17 protein-coding genes and 1 tRNA gene are annotated in these 16,449 nt (G+C 35.5%); 5 read left to right on the plus strand and 13 right to left on the minus strand.

Translation table 11 applies throughout. The features are described 5' to 3' along the window. Positions 1 to 9: 9 nt before the first annotated feature. The 6 genes from gshA to AC6EI2_RS06795 all read right to left on the minus strand — a co-directional run bounded on the left by gshA (position 10) and on the right by AC6EI2_RS06795 (position 7,444). Positions 10 to 1,155: a glutamate--cysteine ligase gene (gene gshA / locus AC6EI2_RS06770; RefSeq protein WP_498461593.1), complete on the minus strand. Its 1,146-nt coding sequence runs from the start codon at positions 1,153 to 1,155 to the stop codon at positions 10 to 12. After that, positions 1,152 to 2,672, minus strand: a complete 1,521-nt coding sequence (locus AC6EI2_RS06775) for an anthranilate synthase component I family protein (protein WP_498461594.1) — start codon at positions 2,670 to 2,672, stop codon at positions 1,152 to 1,154. Before AC6EI2_RS06775 ends, gshA begins: the two co-directional genes overlap by 4 nt. Before the next feature lie 61 nt (positions 2,673 to 2,733). Then, positions 2,734 to 3,159: a photosystem I reaction center subunit II gene (gene psaD, locus AC6EI2_RS06780; RefSeq protein ID WP_498461595.1), complete on the minus strand. Its 426-nt coding sequence runs from the start codon at positions 3,157 to 3,159 to the stop codon at positions 2,734 to 2,736. A 96-nt stretch (positions 3,160 to 3,255) separates the two neighbouring features. Next, entirely contained in the window at positions 3,256 to 4,647 is a 1,392-nt protein-coding gene (locus AC6EI2_RS06785) for a sensor histidine kinase (protein WP_498461596.1), read from the minus strand. A gap of 430 nt (positions 4,648 to 5,077) precedes the next feature. Next, positions 5,078 to 6,349, minus strand: a complete 1,272-nt coding sequence (gene rodA, locus AC6EI2_RS06790) for a rod shape-determining protein RodA (protein ID WP_498461597.1) — start codon at positions 6,347 to 6,349, stop codon at positions 5,078 to 5,080. Positions 6,350 to 6,358: 9 nt separating this feature from the next. Then, positions 6,359 to 7,444, minus strand: a complete 1,086-nt coding sequence (locus AC6EI2_RS06795; protein ID WP_498461598.1) for an Mrp/NBP35 family ATP-binding protein — start codon at positions 7,442 to 7,444, stop codon at positions 6,359 to 6,361. Positions 7,445 to 7,622: 178 nt separating this feature from the next. On the opposite strand from AC6EI2_RS06795, the gene hemF reads away from it, so the two are divergent. Further along, positions 7,623 to 8,669, plus strand: a complete 1,047-nt coding sequence (hemF, locus tag AC6EI2_RS06800; RefSeq protein WP_498461599.1) for an oxygen-dependent coproporphyrinogen oxidase — start codon at positions 7,623 to 7,625, stop codon at positions 8,667 to 8,669. Between the two features lie 11 nt (positions 8,670 to 8,680). Here hemF and AC6EI2_RS06805 read toward each other — a convergent pair whose 3' ends face one another. Together AC6EI2_RS06805 and AC6EI2_RS06810 are read right to left on the minus strand one after the other, a co-directional pair. Further along, positions 8,681 to 9,436: an N-acetylmuramoyl-L-alanine amidase gene (locus tag AC6EI2_RS06805; protein ID WP_498461600.1), complete on the minus strand. Its 756-nt coding sequence runs from the start codon at positions 9,434 to 9,436 to the stop codon at positions 8,681 to 8,683. 9 nt (positions 9,437 to 9,445) lie between these two features. Next, complete coding sequence (locus tag AC6EI2_RS06810) at positions 9,446 to 10,003, minus strand: cofactor assembly of complex C subunit B (RefSeq protein WP_498461601.1); 558 nt, start codon at positions 10,001 to 10,003, stop codon at positions 9,446 to 9,448. A gap of 185 nt (positions 10,004 to 10,188) precedes the next feature. Between AC6EI2_RS06810 and AC6EI2_RS06815 the strand changes: the two genes are divergently transcribed. Further along, positions 10,189 to 10,833, plus strand: a complete 645-nt coding sequence (locus tag AC6EI2_RS06815) for a ribonuclease D (RefSeq protein WP_498461602.1) — start codon at positions 10,189 to 10,191, stop codon at positions 10,831 to 10,833. A gap of 21 nt (positions 10,834 to 10,854) precedes the next feature. Here the strand turns inward: AC6EI2_RS06815 and AC6EI2_RS06820 are convergent, their stop codons facing one another. Then, positions 10,855 to 11,124 (minus strand): DUF8658 family protein, encoded by a 270-nt coding sequence (locus AC6EI2_RS06820; protein ID WP_498461603.1) that lies wholly within the window; start codon positions 11,122 to 11,124, stop codon positions 10,855 to 10,857. A 60-nt stretch (positions 11,125 to 11,184) separates the two neighbouring features. Next, on the minus strand, positions 11,185 to 12,402 hold the full coding sequence (locus AC6EI2_RS06825) for a lipid-A-disaccharide synthase-related protein (protein ID WP_498461604.1): 1,218 nt from the start codon (positions 12,400 to 12,402) through the stop codon (positions 11,185 to 11,187). A 57-nt stretch (positions 12,403 to 12,459) separates the two neighbouring features. On the opposite strand from AC6EI2_RS06825, the gene AC6EI2_RS06830 reads away from it, so the two are divergent. Then, positions 12,460 to 12,530 (plus strand) — tRNA-Cys (locus AC6EI2_RS06830). Positions 12,531 to 12,833: 303 nt separating this feature from the next. Continuing rightward, positions 12,834 to 13,265 (plus strand): hypothetical protein, encoded by a 432-nt coding sequence (locus AC6EI2_RS06835; RefSeq protein WP_498461605.1) that lies wholly within the window; start codon positions 12,834 to 12,836, stop codon positions 13,263 to 13,265. Positions 13,266 to 13,347: 82 nt separating this feature from the next. Here the strand turns inward: AC6EI2_RS06835 and AC6EI2_RS06840 are convergent, their stop codons facing one another. Continuing rightward, positions 13,348 to 13,527, minus strand: a complete 180-nt coding sequence (locus tag AC6EI2_RS06840) for a DUF8639 family protein (protein ID WP_498461606.1) — start codon at positions 13,525 to 13,527, stop codon at positions 13,348 to 13,350. A 49-nt stretch (positions 13,528 to 13,576) separates the two neighbouring features. Between AC6EI2_RS06840 and AC6EI2_RS06845 the strand changes: the two genes are divergently transcribed. Then, entirely contained in the window at positions 13,577 to 14,548 is a 972-nt protein-coding gene (locus AC6EI2_RS06845) for an aldo/keto reductase (RefSeq protein ID WP_498461607.1), read from the plus strand. A 6-nt stretch (positions 14,549 to 14,554) separates the two neighbouring features. Here the strand turns inward: AC6EI2_RS06845 and AC6EI2_RS06850 are convergent, their stop codons facing one another. Then, on the minus strand, positions 14,555 to 15,187 hold the full coding sequence (locus tag AC6EI2_RS06850; RefSeq protein ID WP_498461608.1) for a DUF8655 family protein: 633 nt from the start codon (positions 15,185 to 15,187) through the stop codon (positions 14,555 to 14,557). Positions 15,188 to 15,358: 171 nt separating this feature from the next. Further along, a complete protein-coding gene (gene purM, locus AC6EI2_RS06855; protein WP_498461609.1) occupies positions 15,359 to 16,396 on the minus strand; it encodes a phosphoribosylformylglycinamidine cyclo-ligase in 1,038 nt (345 codons plus the stop codon). Positions 16,397 to 16,449 lie beyond the last annotated feature (53 nt).

Raw genomic sequence — 16,449 nt, forward strand, 5'->3', positions numbered from 1 at the left:
TCTCCCGACTTAGTCACTAATGGGTTGTTTCAATTGAATGAAATTGGTCTCTTCTCGTTCCATTTCACTAATACCTTTCTGAAGCAAAGACTGAATTGAAACTCCCTTGGAATAAGAATTCAGCCATATCATTGATTGATTTCCGTTTGTTAAAATAGATTCAATAGGTTGCAATAACTCAAACATATCAAGCTGCCTAGCCAAAGGAGTCACCTCTAAAAGAAGTTCATTTATCCAATCACGACATTTTATTTGTTTTCCAGTTTTCCAATGAGATAAATTTGCGTCGAGACTTGATTTAGCGGCAAGCAAATCATTTTCATCTGCTAATAGAGCCAATTCTTTGAGTGTTTTAAAACTGGCCTCCATGGGATCATATTTTTTTATATTGTTTTTAAGATTGATAATTCTTAGTTCAAGTAACGCTGTTATTGCTAGGAGCAAATCAACATTACAGATCAAGTCACATATCCTTAGCTCTAATCGATTTAATACATGAGGTCTTTCTGGACCATTCGGCCGAACTGATGTCCACAAATGTCTTTCATTTTGCATATTCCCCTGCGATAACTGATCTTCAACCCATGTTACATAGTGATCATGATCTACAAACATGGGGACATTAGAGGGTGTCTTAGGGAATTGAATCCACCTTTGAGAATGTGCTCCAGTTGCATTTCCTCCTAAAAAAGGAGAGCTAGCGCTTAATGCCAAAAATAATGATGCCTCACATCGAACCAAACGAAGAGCCGAAAACAGTAAAGATAGGTTTTCAATACCTAAATTAATATGAATACTTGCTGTTACGACTTTTGTTCCATAATTTTTTTCTATAAAAGAGTGATAACAATTTTCCACATCTGACCTTTCAAATTTTTCTGTATTTCCAAGACTTAAAGTGCTCCCAGGAAGAATGGTGAGTTCTTTACAATCAAGCCATTTTCTAAGTTTTAATCTTGGTAGTAACAGTGCATGCTTTAAAACTTCATATCTTTGATCTGGAACAGTTATGTACTCAAGATTTCTTTGATCCGGTTCTTTCACAAAATCTGATAAATCTTTAGTTATAGCAGATGCAACTCCTACATTTTCGCCTGCAAATGTACCTGTAAAAAGCTCCACTTCAAACCCCTTTAAAAGCATAAAGTTGGTCATAAATCAGGAGCTTCTAAGCAAGCTAAAGCAGTAAACATTCCTTTCGCTTTATTTAAAGTTTCTTGATACTCATTAGAAGGAATGGAATCTGCGACGACTCCAGCTCCAGCTTGGACTTGAACTATACAGTCATTTTTATTGTTCCTACGAACAACCATTGTTCTGATAGTAATTGCTGTGTTTAAGGCTCCATTTAAATCTATTGAGCCATAAACACCGGAGTAAGGACCTCTACGTTGTTTTTCTAATTGATTAATTAGTTGCATAGCTCTTATTTTTGGTGCTCCACTAACAGTTCCAGCGGGGAAAGAAGCAATTAATAAATCCCAAATATCATTTGTTTTTTTTAAAGTACCTTCAACCTCACTGACTATGTGCATTACATGCGAATATTTTTCTATAACCATTAATTCTTTTACAAAAACACTACCTGGGATGCAAACTCGGCCCAAATCATTTCGACCTAAATCTACTAACATCACATGCTCAGCTCTTTCTTTTGGATCTTTTAAAAGATCTTTCTCAAGGATTGCATCATCCAAATCATTTTTACCTCTTGGACGTGTACCAGCAATTGGTCTCAAACTTGCTTGAATACCCTTGTCAGTTTGTTTGGCATTAACCATTACCTCCGGGCTCGAACCAATAAGTTGCCAATCTCCAAAATCAAAAAATGCCATAAATGGAGAGGGATTTACCATCCGCAGGCTTCGATATAACTCAAAAGGTTTTTGTATTACAGTCGACTCCAATTTTTGACTAATAACCAACTGAAAAACATCACCTTTCTTGATAAATTCTTTTGCCGATTTAACACTTTTTTCAAATTCACTCTTTGATGTTTTTTGCTTCATATCAACTGATCTATTCGCATTTTCATTCCATTTTAAAGACTTGACTGGCTTTAGAGGAGCTGCCATTAGGTCTTGAAGTTGATTGATTTGTTCACAAGCGATTTCATAAGCTTGACCAGGGGAAACCCCATTACTTAAATCTCCATATACCACAGCTGTTATTAGACGTTTGACTTGATCAAAAATAAGAATTTTGTCCATAAACATCCAAATACCATCAGGCAAGTCTTGATCTGATAATTCATGGGTGGGTACAGAGGGCTCAATCCATTGAATTAGTTCATAACCCCACATTCCAAAAAGTTGTCCTAGTTGCGGTAACCCTGATAAAGACACAGATTTATAAGGCTTAAGCATTTCCCTGAGTATTTCAATTGGATTTCCATGAAACTTTTCTTGTTTTCCAGTTCTCCAACATCTAGTCAATTCATCACCACTAACTTTCACCTGCCAGAGAGGATCTGATGCAACCACACTCCACCTGCCAATAGTTTCTCCACCTTCTACTGATTCAAGCAGTACCCCTGGAGGGTTGTCGTTACCAACTTTAAGCCAGGTGGTAAGGGGGGTTTCCAAATCAGCCGGCCAACTTTTTGCCAAGGGAATATAGTTTGCCCCGCTGGAAGCTGATAAAAGAAATTGTTCCTTATCTAAGCTAAGCATGACTGCATAATGGCAGCCCAATACATATATTTAAAGGGGTCAACAGTTTAAATTAGATTAGTCATGCATCGTAAGTTTTTTTTCCACTAAATTTCAAGCTTGCTGGATTCGGATTTTCTCCGATTCGTCTATTGTTGAAACCTTCTTTTAACCTTCCTTCATTGGGTTTCTCAGAGAAGACGCCATCTTTAGGGAAAAGTAATTCTCTATCCCCTCCAGGATAAATTCTATATATTTTGCTTGTTTCAATTCTTGGCTTAAACCCTCTTAATTGAGTATTCAAAGCAAAACACTGCTCTTTTTTTGCAAAGTACATCAAATTATCACCTGCATGCATTACTGCAGCTCCTCCCGTTGGAAGCTCAAATACCTCAGAGGTTTTACTTGTCCAGGTAATTGCATATTTTTCTTCGGTTTCAGCCGAATTTAATAAACCACCGGTGCTACCAATGTGTTTTGGAAGTGTTCCAGGTAATACTTCGGTCATGCTTTCAATTAAATCAACTTTTTCTTTATATTTTTAAATTAGCACTTTATTTTGTGCCTTTTGACTCATTGGACGTCAACTTCACACGCGTCAACATTAATCAATTAGATCAAATTCTTTTAATTCAGAAATAGGAAAAAATATAGTAATTCCTTTATCTCTCCTATTGGTAAGTCGGCCCCCAAGACTTTTCAAAAGTCTTTGCGTTGCAGCCTGACTAAGCTGCAAATTTCCTGTTGAAGGATTCCAGCTAAGTACTGGACCAATTTCTTCATTGGAACAACTTTCTGAAATTTCAGAATGAGTAGTTGTGGAAAGCTGAGTTAAAATCTGAAGTTTTAGTCTTTGACCCGCTGGCCTCAATTTCAAAGTTAATTTTCCACCGGTTTGCAATCCACGACTATTACGATCAATAAGACCCGTAAGCATTAATTCAAGCCCTTCAGAATCACTCAAGACTTTTGGTAAATCTGGTGTGATATCAAGAATAAGTTTCAATCCTTTTCGTTCTAACTGATTACTCCAAACAGGAAATAACATTGTGAGCATTTTACCTAAATCAGTTAAAGCTAAATTTGTCTCTCCTGGCTTACTCCTCTCTAACTCAACTGCATTAAAAATCAAACCAAAACGATCAATTTGTTCTGTACATTCAATATCGATTTGCTTCAAACGTGTTTCAACTACCCTAGGTAAGTCTTGTTTTCGTAGAAGAGATCTTATTAAAGTTCTTATTGTCGCCAGAGGAGTCCTTATTTCATGTGTCAAAGCCTCTAGCAAGGAAATTTCACTATTTCTTGAACTTGATGTCTGATCATTAATTAAAGTATCAGGCAAAGTTTGAATATTTAAACTTGGTGCAATATCTGCAAGTCGTTGAGATAGTAAAGGCCAAAATACTTTAGATAAATCATCATTCGTTTTTAGCTGACCCAATTCTCCAAGTGCGTTTCGAAGATTATTTGCTTGTTCAACATTTTCTGTATTCAATCTGTTGTCAAGTAACGTCAAAAGGTCACTCAAAGTCTCGGGATCACTGCGCATTAATAATTTTCTCTCAACACAACTACCTTCCAGGGCCAAAGCAATTTGAATTTCAGGAGTAATTACTATTAACAAAGGATCATTCCCATCTTCCTCCAGAAGAGTCAATCGCTCATAGCTTGAGGAATCATTATGAAAATCCATCGAAACTGATTGACTGGGCGGCAACATCCCCATAGAAGGATTTGTTAGATTTACAAGATCCTTGGGAGCCCATACCCATCCTTGAAATTTCTTGAGTAATTTAGGCTCGTATAATGCAGGTAAAGGAGAAGACAACCACAAACCTCTTGTAAGGTTCATAGGCAGGAGAATGTCTGACTGAAGTGTATCTAGAGCCGCCCACCACATTCTCCTTACTGCAGATTCACTACATTTGGCTTGAGGAACACCTTTAGCCATCCTTGTTTGTAATGCTTTGATTGTTACTAGAGGCGTATTCACGAAAATCTCCAAACCTCATACAAACCCTTAAATCCATAAGATTGATTAGATTTTAAAGGGCGAAAAATCATGAAAAATAGAGTTTCAACTCGTGAGGTGCCTTAGATAGTTATTTTCAATTGGATTGATTGAAAATTTCTAAGTAATTCAATTTAAGTGGCAAATTAAAGTCTTTAAAAAAATAAAAACATAAGAACTAATTCGTTATTAGTCAGGGTTTACAAGGTGAGGATTACACCTTATATCCCATAAATTCAACAATAACTAATCCAATGAAACTAATGTTTGATCTTAAAGTGAGGATTCCTTCCTTTACATAGATGAAAAACTTAACCTCAAGATGGTAATGAGTGCTTAACCATAGCAATACTTAAAACTCTACTGAGACTCAACTAATGCATTTACAAATAAAATAAGCATAATTGTTTAATTAGAGATTTTTTCTTATTGACTGTCCTCTTCTAGATACAGATAAACAAAGGCCCAAACTTATAAAATTAACAAACAATGCCGTTCTTCCATAGCTCATAAAAGGCAATGGGATTCCAGTGACAGGTCCTAGACCAATGGTCATAAATATATTCACCATAATTTGGAACATAAACATTGAAGCTATTCCAATCACAATCAAAGATTCAAAATCAGTGCGCGCCTCAATAGCTATCTTGATCAATCGAAAAATTAGAATAAAAAATAAAAATAAGACCAATAAAGTTCCTATAAAACCTGTCTCTTCTCCAAGAGCGCTAAAAATAAAATCAGTATGTTGCTCTGGTATGAATTTTAATTTAGTTAATTGACCCTGCATCAAACCAGTTCCCGCCAATCCTCCAGATCCAATACTTATCTTGCTTTGGAGCATATGATAGCCACCACCTAAAGGATCTTGGCTGGGATCAAGAAAAAGAATTAGTCTGTCTCTCTGATAATCTCTTAATAAAGTTTCCCAAAACCAAGAGGAAGTTTTGGCTATTAATGAATGAGTGAGAACTATTATTATTAGTATTTTTCTTTGATTTGGAAGAGACTTATAAGACAAAAAAACAATTATTGGGAACCATAAAAAAAGCCCCAATGGGTATGAGTAAGACAAGAATCCTGTAACTGAAGTAGCCAAAACAATAAATGTCCACTCATATGGCATCCCTGACCAATACAACATGCCGAGAAGTATCGAGCCAAAAACAAGAGATGTACCTAGATCAGGTTGTATGAAAACCAAAATCCAAGGGAAAATAGAAACTAATAAAGGTTTAATTACATGCGATAAATTAGTAAATCTTCTTCGATCTAAAATAGAAGCCAAAACAAGTATTAAGGTCAATTTAGCAAACTCCGATGGCTGAACATACACGCCAGCAAAGCTGAACCATCTCTGTGCTCCTAAAGCAGAAGTACCACTAAAATTTACATATAATAGGGTTAAAATAGTAAAGACATATGTTGGTACAATATATTTTCTTAGATCTTGCAAAGGAACTTGAGCTAAAAAATAAACAATTAAAGAACCTATGTAAGCAATGATTGCATGGTGATACCAATCTGCAATTCCAATATTTCTTTGAGTACTTGCAATTAAAAAACAAGATAAATGTACTAAAATAAAAGGTACAATCCAAATTATAAAATCAGTATCTTTCCAAATTTTTCTGTTTCTAACTATTTTTGAATTAGATATTTTCTTTCGACCAAAACTTATCATGACTTTAAATCAATGTTTAACTGATAATTGATTAGATAGAGTTTCTGCAAGTTCTAAAAATACTTTTGCTGTTATTGAATCTCGAGATGTATGAACTACAGGCAAATCCTTACCGGTACCCGAAAAAGTATCTGACTCTATTGGTATCTGAGAAAGCAAGGGTACATCATTCTCTTTAGCTAATTGCTCTCCACCTCCCGAGCCAAAAATCTCATATGATTTTTGAGGTTGATCTGAAGGAATAAAATACGTCATGTTTTCTATCACTCCTAGTACAGGAATATTCAATTGTTTAAACATTGCTAGTCCCCTTCTTGAGTCTTGAAGAGATACATTTTGTGGAGTGGTGACTATAAGCACACCTGCCATGGGAACTGCCTGAGCTAGAGAAAGTTGAGCATCCCCTGTCCCAGGAGGAAGATCCACTATTAAAAAATCACGTTCTCCCCAAGAAGCTTGATACAAGAATTGTCGAATAATTCCATTAAGCATTGGGCCACGCCAAATCACTGGTTGATTTTGATCAATCAATAATCCCATTGAAACCATTCCAATTCCACATGTTTCAATGGGGATAATCATTTGCTCTGCGCCAGAACCATTAACTTCAGGAGTTATTTCGCTAACACCAAGCATGTAAGGGGTATTTGGCCCATAGATATCTGCATCAAGCAAGCCAACCTTAAAACCTTTTTGACTAAGCGCACAAGCTAAATTTACGGCAACAGTACTTTTACCAACGCCTCCTTTACCACTACTTATAGCGATAACATTCTTCACTTTTGGTATTGGAGTTAATCCCAGAGATTGAGCACCATGCCCGGCCTGACCAATAGGAGATTCCGCAGATGGAGATGAGTCCCCTATCTCAATTTGTACTTCTTCTATGTCTTCCAGTAAATCAATGCATTTCCTAATATCATTGGCTATTTGACTTCTTTGCGCTAAGGCAAAATTAGGAAGGGTGAGTCTTACAACAATCTTCGGTGGCTTTACTGAAACGATATGCAACCATCCAAGTTCAACAATAGATCGTTCACTTCCGACATCTTTGACTGAATTAAACGCTTTTAAAACCTTCTCGTTAGTTGTCATTCTTAATTTCTATTCACCCGATAATAGTAAAAAAATCGACAAATATTCCAACTCATTATCCAATGATATTGGCTTTGGTAAAAAGTAAAAAATATTCGCAATACAAACTTTTCCAATATTGATGTGAAATTTGCATCATTTGAAAGTATTTTTTAAAGAAAGCAAAATACAATCAATTTTGTCCTCCTCACCAAATCAAGCCATTTTACCGGCAAAAAATTCAAGAGAACGAGCCAAAAAGCTTGTTTTAGGTCTTCAAGATGAAATTTGTACTGGCTTAGAGACTATTGATGGAGAAGGCAAATTCCTAGAAGAATCATGGCAAAGACCAGAGGGTGGTGGGGGTCGTTCACGAGTCTTGAAAGATGGGAAAATCTTTGAACAGGGAGGAGTTAATTTTTCTGAAGTCTATGGGAATGAACTTCCACCCTCAATAATTAGCCAAAGGCCAGAAGCGAAAGGTCACTCTTGGTTTGCAACAGGAACCTCCATGGTTCTTCACCCCAAAAACCCCTACATACCGACTGTTCATCTGAATTACAGATATTTTGAAGCAGGTCCTGTTTGGTGGTTTGGGGGAGGGGCAGATTTGACCCCTTTTTATCCATATCTATCTGATACGCGTCACTTTCATTCATGTCATAAAGCCGCATGTGACACAATCAACAAAGATCTTCATAAAGTTTTCAAACCGTGGTGTGACGAATATTTCTTTCTAAAACATCGAAATGAAACCAGAGGAGTTGGAGGTATTTTTTATGACTATCAAGACGGCTCAGGTTTACTTTATAAAGGACAAAATGCCAAAGGGAAAGCATCTCACATCTCAAAAGAATTAGGTCACTATTCTTTGAATTGGGAAAATCTTTTTTCACTTGCCAAAGCATGCGGACAGGCATTTCTTCCCTCGTATGAGCCAATAATAAAAAAACGAAAAAATCAACAATTTTCAAACAAAGAAAGAGACTTTCAACTTTATAGGAGAGGTAGATATGCTGAATTCAATTTAGTTTGGGATAGAGGGACCATTTTTGGATTACAAACAAATGGAAGAACCGAATCAATATTGATGTCATTACCACCCTTAGCAAGATGGGAGTATGGATACAAGCCAGAAAACAATTCACGTGAAGCACTATTGACAGATTTATTTACTAAGCCTCAAGACTGGTTTACAGATAAAACGCTTGAAGAGAGGTGTCTAGCACATCAAGCATTGGATTAAATTTACCACTTCTAAGTTATCCCATTTAAAAAAGCCTGAACTATTTCATTAGCTATAAGATTGATTGTTCTTTGCCTAGTTTTTAAATTTCTTAGATTTTGTTCTAGTAAACCCTCTAATTTCCCAATTTCAAGAATCCTTATTTGCCTTCTTGGAGCACCTAAACCTCCTCTAAATAAAACTGGAAACCTTCCAAATTTTTTTGCGATTGACTCGTCTATTCTGTTTGGCGTTTCAGAAAAAGGTGGTATCAATCCTGAACCGACTCCATATTTACCATACGCATCAAAGTGAATCTCAATCGCATATCCACCTTGCTTGGCAAATTTCCTACCTACTGACCAATTTGTTCTTGGATCATTAGCATCATCAATATTTCTTATCCCAGGATCATACGATCTGATATTTAAGCCTCTCTTTTTGCCAATATTCACAACTGATTTTTGTAACTTTAAATTCCAAAAAAGTTCATCACTAATTTCAGGATGCATTGGATTCTTTCCAAACTTATCCACAGCTTCTCCCGGAGTACCAGCGCCAGCTAACCCCTGAGAGTCTGCATGTCCAGCTAATATTAAAATAGGGATATTTTTATCTACATTTTTACTCCCAACCCAATTTGCAGGAAGAGTTGAACCTTCACCAATAATTACTTCGAAATCATGAGTGAAATTAAAATTTCTAGTGTAATAAAGTTGAGAAAAAGCATAAAAAATAATAAAAAATACGAGAAATTTCAAACGATTAAATAATTGATTTCTCTCCACAACTAAAAATTAAATAGGGGATGAAAGTAGAGAATTTTCACTACTAAGCTTAAGACTTTCAGATAATTCCGACTGAATTGCTATCAACTCATCACGATGAGCTCTAATTCTTAACACACTACTATCTGATAAATCTGAACTTAACAACTTAACTTCTAATAATTCCTCTCGTTGGGATCGAATACGATAAATAATCCCTGCCAGAGGTGCACCAATTACAGCTAGCAGTAAAGGCCACCAACTCAAAGAGGGGTAAAGCTGAATCAGAACCAGACCCAAGCAAGCTGATCCCAGTCCTCCAAGGCAAGATAAAAAGACAATCAAAAAAGTACTAGAAGCAACATTGCCATTGAAGATCAACAATTTCTCTTCCACATTGCCTCCATTCTTTTTCCAACCACGTTCTTCTAACCAAAAACTAATTCCTTCCATAACTTCAAGGGGAGGTAAAGGAGACTGAACATCTACAACTGTCGTGCGGTCTTTACTTGCAGCTCGCAGAAAAAAACCCAAACCTATAGCCAAGAGGATAGTAAGAAATAAAGTTGAGGAGAATGCGCTTTGCATCTCAAAAATAAAATCCCTTTAATTTTAATTGTTATGAAAAACATAGCTACAAAAGTGAGCTAAAAGAATTAAAAGATATTTGAAAAAATAAACTCGATAAACTTCCTAAATATTTTTCATCATGAAAGGTATTAGAATTCAATCATGGAAAAATCACTTGTTAATTAAATTCCACTAAATCTATTATGCCAAAAAAACTTGACGAACCGTCGACCTTCAAGATCTTTGATCAAGACATAGATAATGAAACTAAAATTGCTCTAAGCTCATCTTTAGCATTAGCAGTTGATACTGAAGCTATGGGATTAATTCATGGCCGAGACAGACTATGTTTAATACAAATATGTGATCAATTAGATAATGTTATTTGTATTCGTATAGAAAAAAACCAACATTCAGCACCCAACTTAAAATCTATTCTTGAGAAAAAAACAATTGAAAAAGTCTTTCATTTTGCAAGATTTGATGTGGCTGCTTTAGCAAGTAATCTAAATATTGATGTTAATCCAATTTTTTGTACAAAAATTGCAAGTAAAATTGGTAGAACTTACAGTCCAAGACACGGATTAAAAGAAGTGATTATGGAAACTGTTGGAGTTGAATTAGATAAACAAGCTCAAAGCAGTGACTGGGGAAAAGTTGGAGATTTAACTCAAAAACAACTGATCTATGCTGCAAATGATGTTAGATATTTACTACGGGCTAAACAGAAACTTCAGGAGATGTTGATACGTGAAGATAGATTTGACTTAGCACAAAAATGTTTCCAGTGTGTACCAATTTTTTCCGAGCTTGATAGAAGAAGATTTACTAATATTTTTGACCACTAATTTTTTTAACCAAAAGATTAATTAATCTTCAAGCATAAAATTTTCCTCTTCTTTTAGAGCTTTCAACAAGTGATCAAATGAGGCAGAGGCAGATAAAGTTTGTTTTTGATTATCATTAAGAGATTGCTCAAGGATCTTTTGAGCAATTTCTTTTCTTGATTGCAAATCTTTTTTCCCTTCTTTAGCCGCTGCAACCTCTACTTTTCTTCGAGCGGCTGCAATACTTATGCTTAAAGATGATGCTAATTGAGCACAAATTTTAAGATAATGATGATCTTCAATTAGAGGCATATGCTGTGGCTGAAACAGAAAATCTTCATTAAAAATCTTTTATCAGATTACACCGCACTATCAACCCTGGGACAAGTGAGTCGAAATACTAATAGCTAAAGAGCGACTTCCACCTTCAGGGCCCATTCGTTTAGAACCTCTTAAACCAATGATGTGTCTATCAAAATCAGAATCCAATAAAAACTCCACTCGTTTTGCGAAAGTTTGATAACCTTTTGCGATAGCCACTGAACCTCCCAACAATCGACTTTGACGCTTAGCAAAATTGAAATTAAATTGAGGCCCTTTCCCTGGGAAAGAGACACATGGGATACCTAAACCTACTAATTGTTCTGTAGCTGTTCCCGCATTTGCCACTCCTACTTCTCCCCAATTAGCCCATGAAGAGAATTGTTGAAAACCAATCAATATAAGTAAAGATTTTTTTTCCCATATTTCTGATATCCCTAATTTATCCATTGATTCATCAGTCGGGTTGAAACCTAAATCAACCATTATCAATTTTATTTTTTTACTCATTGAAGAAGAGTTTAAAGGAACAAATATTGCCAAAGGAGATGAGGTTTGAATCAGTTGAGTTGCAATTAAAAGTTTTTTAAAATTCTCATACGCCTCAGGTAAACGACTTCCACATAACAAAATCAAGCGTCTATATGTTTCGAATTCACTTGGACATTCTCTCTTAGCCAGACCATCCATCATCGGATTCCCAGGGGCAATTGCTTCCACTCCATGACCCCTTAAACCTCTAGCAGTGATTTTGTCTCTTACTGCAACCATCTTGCAGCGACTAGATCGCATTAACCAATATTCCCATGGATCCCACTCGGTTCCTTTTAATCGATGGTAAAAATCGCTCAAAGAGAATCTAGGTCCGCTTGTCCATGTGTAATCACTTTTGGGAGTGCCAACAAACAAATAATCAGCACCACTAGCCCATGCAAAAAGAAGGGGTAATAAATCTCCAACCGCAACAATAATTCTTCCCTCTCTCGCTGATCGATGAATAACAGTCCATTGCCTTAAAAGGCTCCAGAGCAATCCAGCTTTTAAATCTAAAAGTAATCCACTAAAACTCTGATTACTAAATCCACCACTTGGTAAAAAACTTAAGGGACCAATCTTGGTAAGCCAGCCATCTGTTATGAGCTTGTTAAACACTTTTCCCTCTCCAACCATTGGGAGTACTTCTTGGGAAATATCTGGATTAATTTCATGTAATGCTTCCATGATCTGGCAGGCAATCGTATCTTCTCCATGTCCATTACAAAGAAACAAAAGATTTTGTTCGGCTTGGCTGATACGATTTGGATTGGAAATGAATATTTCATTTTCGGCGGCATGGCCAAGTGGTAAGGCAGAGGATTGCAAATCCTTTATCCCCAGTTCGAATCTGGGTGCCGCCTTTAGTATTAATCGTTTAATTTTACTGAGAAAGCCTCCCAGAACAATGCTCCATGTGTAGCGATTAGCAAGTTTCAAGAAGAGTCAGAAATTGATAAGTTGATTTGTTTCTAGATCGAAATATTGATCATTTTCACATTCTTACATTTAGTCATGAAAAGAACCATAATGAAAACCTGGTAACAAATCAAAATGCCAAATAGTTTTATCTTATATTCATATCTTTATGTACTATTTCATTCGTTTAAAAATTGGGAAGTAATATTAGTCATGAACTAATATCAAAAACAATAACCAATATAACAGTGACTGATCAAATTGAATTCAGTTCTTTTTTTAAATTATTAAATTCAATAAAAGAAGGAGAATCAGAAAAAATATCTCTATTAGATGAACAAATTAATGAATTTAAAAATGGTACCAATTCCAAAAGTTTTTTAGAAGAGTTGGGATCGCTTTATCTAGCGATAGGTGTCACAGAATTATATATTTTTACGGATCAAAAGGATTTAAAGTCTATCGGTCTGATAGATAAAGAAGGATGGGAAAAATTATCTGAAAAAAATCAACAGGAACTTCCCGTCTTCCTTGCTAATAAAATGATTGAGTACATTAAAGAAAAGAAAAAAGTGAAAGAAATATCTAAAAAATGGAATATTAGAGAAGGTGAAATAAGAAAGCACATAACAAAAATGGCAAGATATATTACTGAGGGGATAATTGATGTTATTGAATAACTTAACAAGTAAGATCTAAAAAAATGATTTTAGATTCATCATTAATTATCAAATTTAGTCTTTAAACAAAGAAATTTTAAAGTTAATATTCATTGTCTGCAACGCAAATGCCAAGGCACCTTATACCATTACTTGTAGTTCTTCCACAATGATTACATAGTACTTTTTCAATTTTATTTTCACTTGCATTATCTTCTTGACTTTCGTGATTACTTTTACTATTCTCCAGAGAGAAATCTTTCAATCTGTTTAATTTATTCATGTAAGATACTTAAAAATAGACTTTTTAGTTAAAGAACAACCGCGAAGTAATGAGTCAGAAAAAAATCGGGATTGGCTTTGGCACTTGGGCGTGGGGAAATAAATTGGTATGGGGCTACAAACCTGATATAGATGATATTTTACTAAAAAAAACTTTTTTTGATGCGATAGATGGTGGATTAGATCTTGTTGATACGGCAGATTCATATGGCACAGGAAACTTATTTGGTCAAAGCGAAAAGCTGATTGGCAATTTCCTTGAAGAATTACCAAAAAGGAAACTAAAAAAAATCACCATTGCAACAAAACTCGCCCCCTTTCCCTGGAGAATTGGTCGCAATGGCCTAAATTATGCTTTTCAAGAGAGTAATAAGCGGCTTAAAGGACATATGAAAAGGGTACAACTTCATTGGAGTACTTATCGTTATGCGCCTTGGCAAGAAGAGCAATTAATAAATGGCCTAGGAGATTTATACGAAAAAGGTTTAATCAAAGAAATCGGGTTATCGAATACTGGTCCAAAAAGACTAGAATTTTTATATCAAAAACTTAAAGAACGAGGAATAAAAATCAATAGTATACAGATGCAATTTTCATTATTAACCAAGCCAACTTTAGCAAATGAAAGAATTAAAAATATATGTAATGAGCATGATATAGAATATTTAGCGTATAGTCCACTTGCATTGGGAATACTAACTATTCCACCTAATCAGTCTCCTAAACCTAGAACATTCTTACGACAAAAGTTATTTGAAAATATTCTTCCTAAAACTATAGAAATGAGAGCACAAATAACTAATATTGCTAAAAAATATTCAGCCTCCCAAGCACAAGTGGCATTGAATTGGATAAGGTCTCATGGAGCCAAACCAATAGTTGGGATTCGCAATCCCTTACAAGCTCAAGATGCTATTTCAGCTCTCAATTGGTCTTTAACCCACAGAGAAAAAGAAAGACTGAATTCTTATAGAAATAAATGTCTTACACATATGCCTCAAAATCCTTTTACTAGTCCATAATTCAAATTAATTATCAGGGCTCAAGATCACCTTCATTGAATCGGAAGAAGTTGGAAGAGTAATGACTTTTGCTGGTGGAATTGACTGTGAATTTGAGGTTTTTTCAACTATTTCTTTATCAGATTCTTTTTCATCTTTAGCACAAGCTTCTAGGGCTTCTCTCAACAAAGAGTCAAAAGTAGCACCTGGCAATCTATGCCTGGCGACTTCAAGGAATGTGAGTGGTAAAGACTCTGATGCTGCATCTTTTAAAGCAGGATTATTTTTTCGATGTTCTTGCTCATCTTGAATTGCTCGAATAAATCTTAGAGTTACTTCATGCTTAGTAGAAGCTTTGATTAATGTATCATTATCTCTTTGTCCATTATTTGCTTCTTGTTCTAAATCATTAATTCTGCTCTCTAAGCTAGTTAGGACTTCATCAGCTTCTTTACCAATATGAGCGAGTTGTCCATCAGACAAGTTTGGCAAATCAGCTACATATACTTTTCCATGATCTCGGAGTGTTAGGAAAGTTGGTCTTGGACCTCCATTTTGTCTCATGCCCGATTCAGCTTGTCCACCTAAAGGTTTTCTAGGTGGTGTTGGACCTGCAGAACTTCTCCTACGCGTAAGACGCTGTTGATTTTCAAAAGGCATAGAACTTAGAACTAATTAAGATCTGACTTCGCATTACCCGAACTAATATCCGGCTTGCGTTTTATAATATCTTACTATTTTTTTACCGATATCGAAAATCTTTTTTAACCTTAATTTAAGGTATTAAAAATTGGAATACAGAATTTTATAAACCAATGCTATGTGCCTTAATCATGGAATTCCCAATATTTCTAAATGCCTTGGATTATTTAAACTTTCTACAACTTGACCAATATTCCAAGCTTCAAAATCATTTTTTGAACATATTTCTAAAGCGGAATGTAATACATTTTTGGGAACAATTAAACAAAAACCTATTCCCATATTAAAAGTATTCCAAAGATCAATCTCGGGAATATCACCAGCATTTTGTAACCAAGAAAATATTTCAGGAATTTCCCAACTAGTTATATCTATATGGGGTACTAATCCAGCAGGAAAAACTCTAGGAAGGTTTTCTGGCAATCCTCCACCAGTTATATGAGTCATTCCATGAATTGGTAAATTTTCAATCAACAATTTCTCAACAAGTTCAGCATAAATTGCTGTTGGTTTAAGCAAAGATTGAATCAAGTTACTTTGATTTTTTCCAAATAAAGTATTTTGATCAACATTTGCCATAGAAAGCACTTTACGAACAAGACTAAATCCGTTGCTATGGACTCCATTACTTTTAATCCCAATAATTTGATCTCCAGAATCAATGTGCGAGCCTGTAATTAAGTGATTATTTTCAACGATGCCGACACAAAAGCCTGCTAAGTCATATCTTCCCTTGGGATAGAATCCTGGCATTTCAGCCGTTTCGCCTCCCAATAGAGAACAATCAGATTTACTGCAGCCCTCAGCAATTCCCTCTATAACTTCTGCCAAAGCATCTGGAGTCAAGGCACCACTTGCGATGTAATCCAAAAAAAATAAAGGCTTAGCGCCATTGGTTATTACATCATTCACGCACATTGCGACTAGATCAATGCCAACTCCAAAATGACAGTCATATTGCTGGGCTAATTCCAATTTTGTCCCAACACCATCAGTCCCTGATACCAATACAGGACTTTCATAACCTTTTGGAATTTTTATACATCCTCCAAAACCTCCTAAACCTCCAATCACCTCGCTTTTATGAGTTTTTTCAACGCATAATTTAATTCTCTCCACAAATGCTCTTCCAGCAGTAACATCAACTCCCGCAGTTTTGTAATCCATCAGTAAAAAACTTTCATGTTCAAAAGATCTGAATCCTCATATGAAACTCCATA

Source organism: Prochlorococcus sp. MIT2302, assembly GCF_059772385.1.

What these genes read in the sequence shown, in the direction of transcription:
- gshA (WP_498461593.1), bottom strand. Translation starts at nt 1,155, where the DNA reads ATGACCAACTTTATGCTTTTAAAGGGGTTTGAAGTGGAGCTTTTTACA.
- AC6EI2_RS06775 (WP_498461594.1), bottom strand. Translation starts at nt 2,672, where the DNA reads ATGCTTAGCTTAGATAAGGAACAATTTCTTTTATCAGCTTCCAGCGGG.
- psaD (WP_498461595.1), bottom strand. Translation starts at nt 3,159, where the DNA reads ATGACCGAAGTATTACCTGGAACACTTCCAAAACACATTGGTAGCACC.
- rodA (WP_498461597.1), bottom strand. Translation starts at nt 6,349, where the DNA reads ATGATAAGTTTTGGTCGAAAGAAAATATCTAATTCAAAAATAGTTAGA.
- AC6EI2_RS06795 (WP_498461598.1), bottom strand. Translation starts at nt 7,444, where the DNA reads ATGACAACTAACGAGAAGGTTTTAAAAGCGTTTAATTCAGTCAAAGAT.
- AC6EI2_RS06810 (WP_498461601.1), bottom strand. Translation starts at nt 10,003, where the DNA reads ATGCAAAGCGCATTCTCCTCAACTTTATTTCTTACTATCCTCTTGGCT.
- AC6EI2_RS06815 (WP_498461602.1), top strand. Translation starts at nt 10,189, where the DNA reads ATGCCAAAAAAACTTGACGAACCGTCGACCTTCAAGATCTTTGATCAA.
- AC6EI2_RS06820 (WP_498461603.1), bottom strand. Translation starts at nt 11,124, where the DNA reads ATGCCTCTAATTGAAGATCATCATTATCTTAAAATTTGTGCTCAATTA.
- AC6EI2_RS06840 (WP_498461606.1), bottom strand. Translation starts at nt 13,527, where the DNA reads ATGAATAAATTAAACAGATTGAAAGATTTCTCTCTGGAGAATAGTAAA.
- AC6EI2_RS06845 (WP_498461607.1), top strand. Translation starts at nt 13,577, where the DNA reads ATGAGTCAGAAAAAAATCGGGATTGGCTTTGGCACTTGGGCGTGGGGA.
- AC6EI2_RS06850 (WP_498461608.1), bottom strand. Translation starts at nt 15,187, where the DNA reads ATGCCTTTTGAAAATCAACAGCGTCTTACGCGTAGGAGAAGTTCTGCA.
- purM (WP_498461609.1), bottom strand. Translation starts at nt 16,396, where the DNA reads ATGGATTACAAAACTGCGGGAGTTGATGTTACTGCTGGAAGAGCATTT.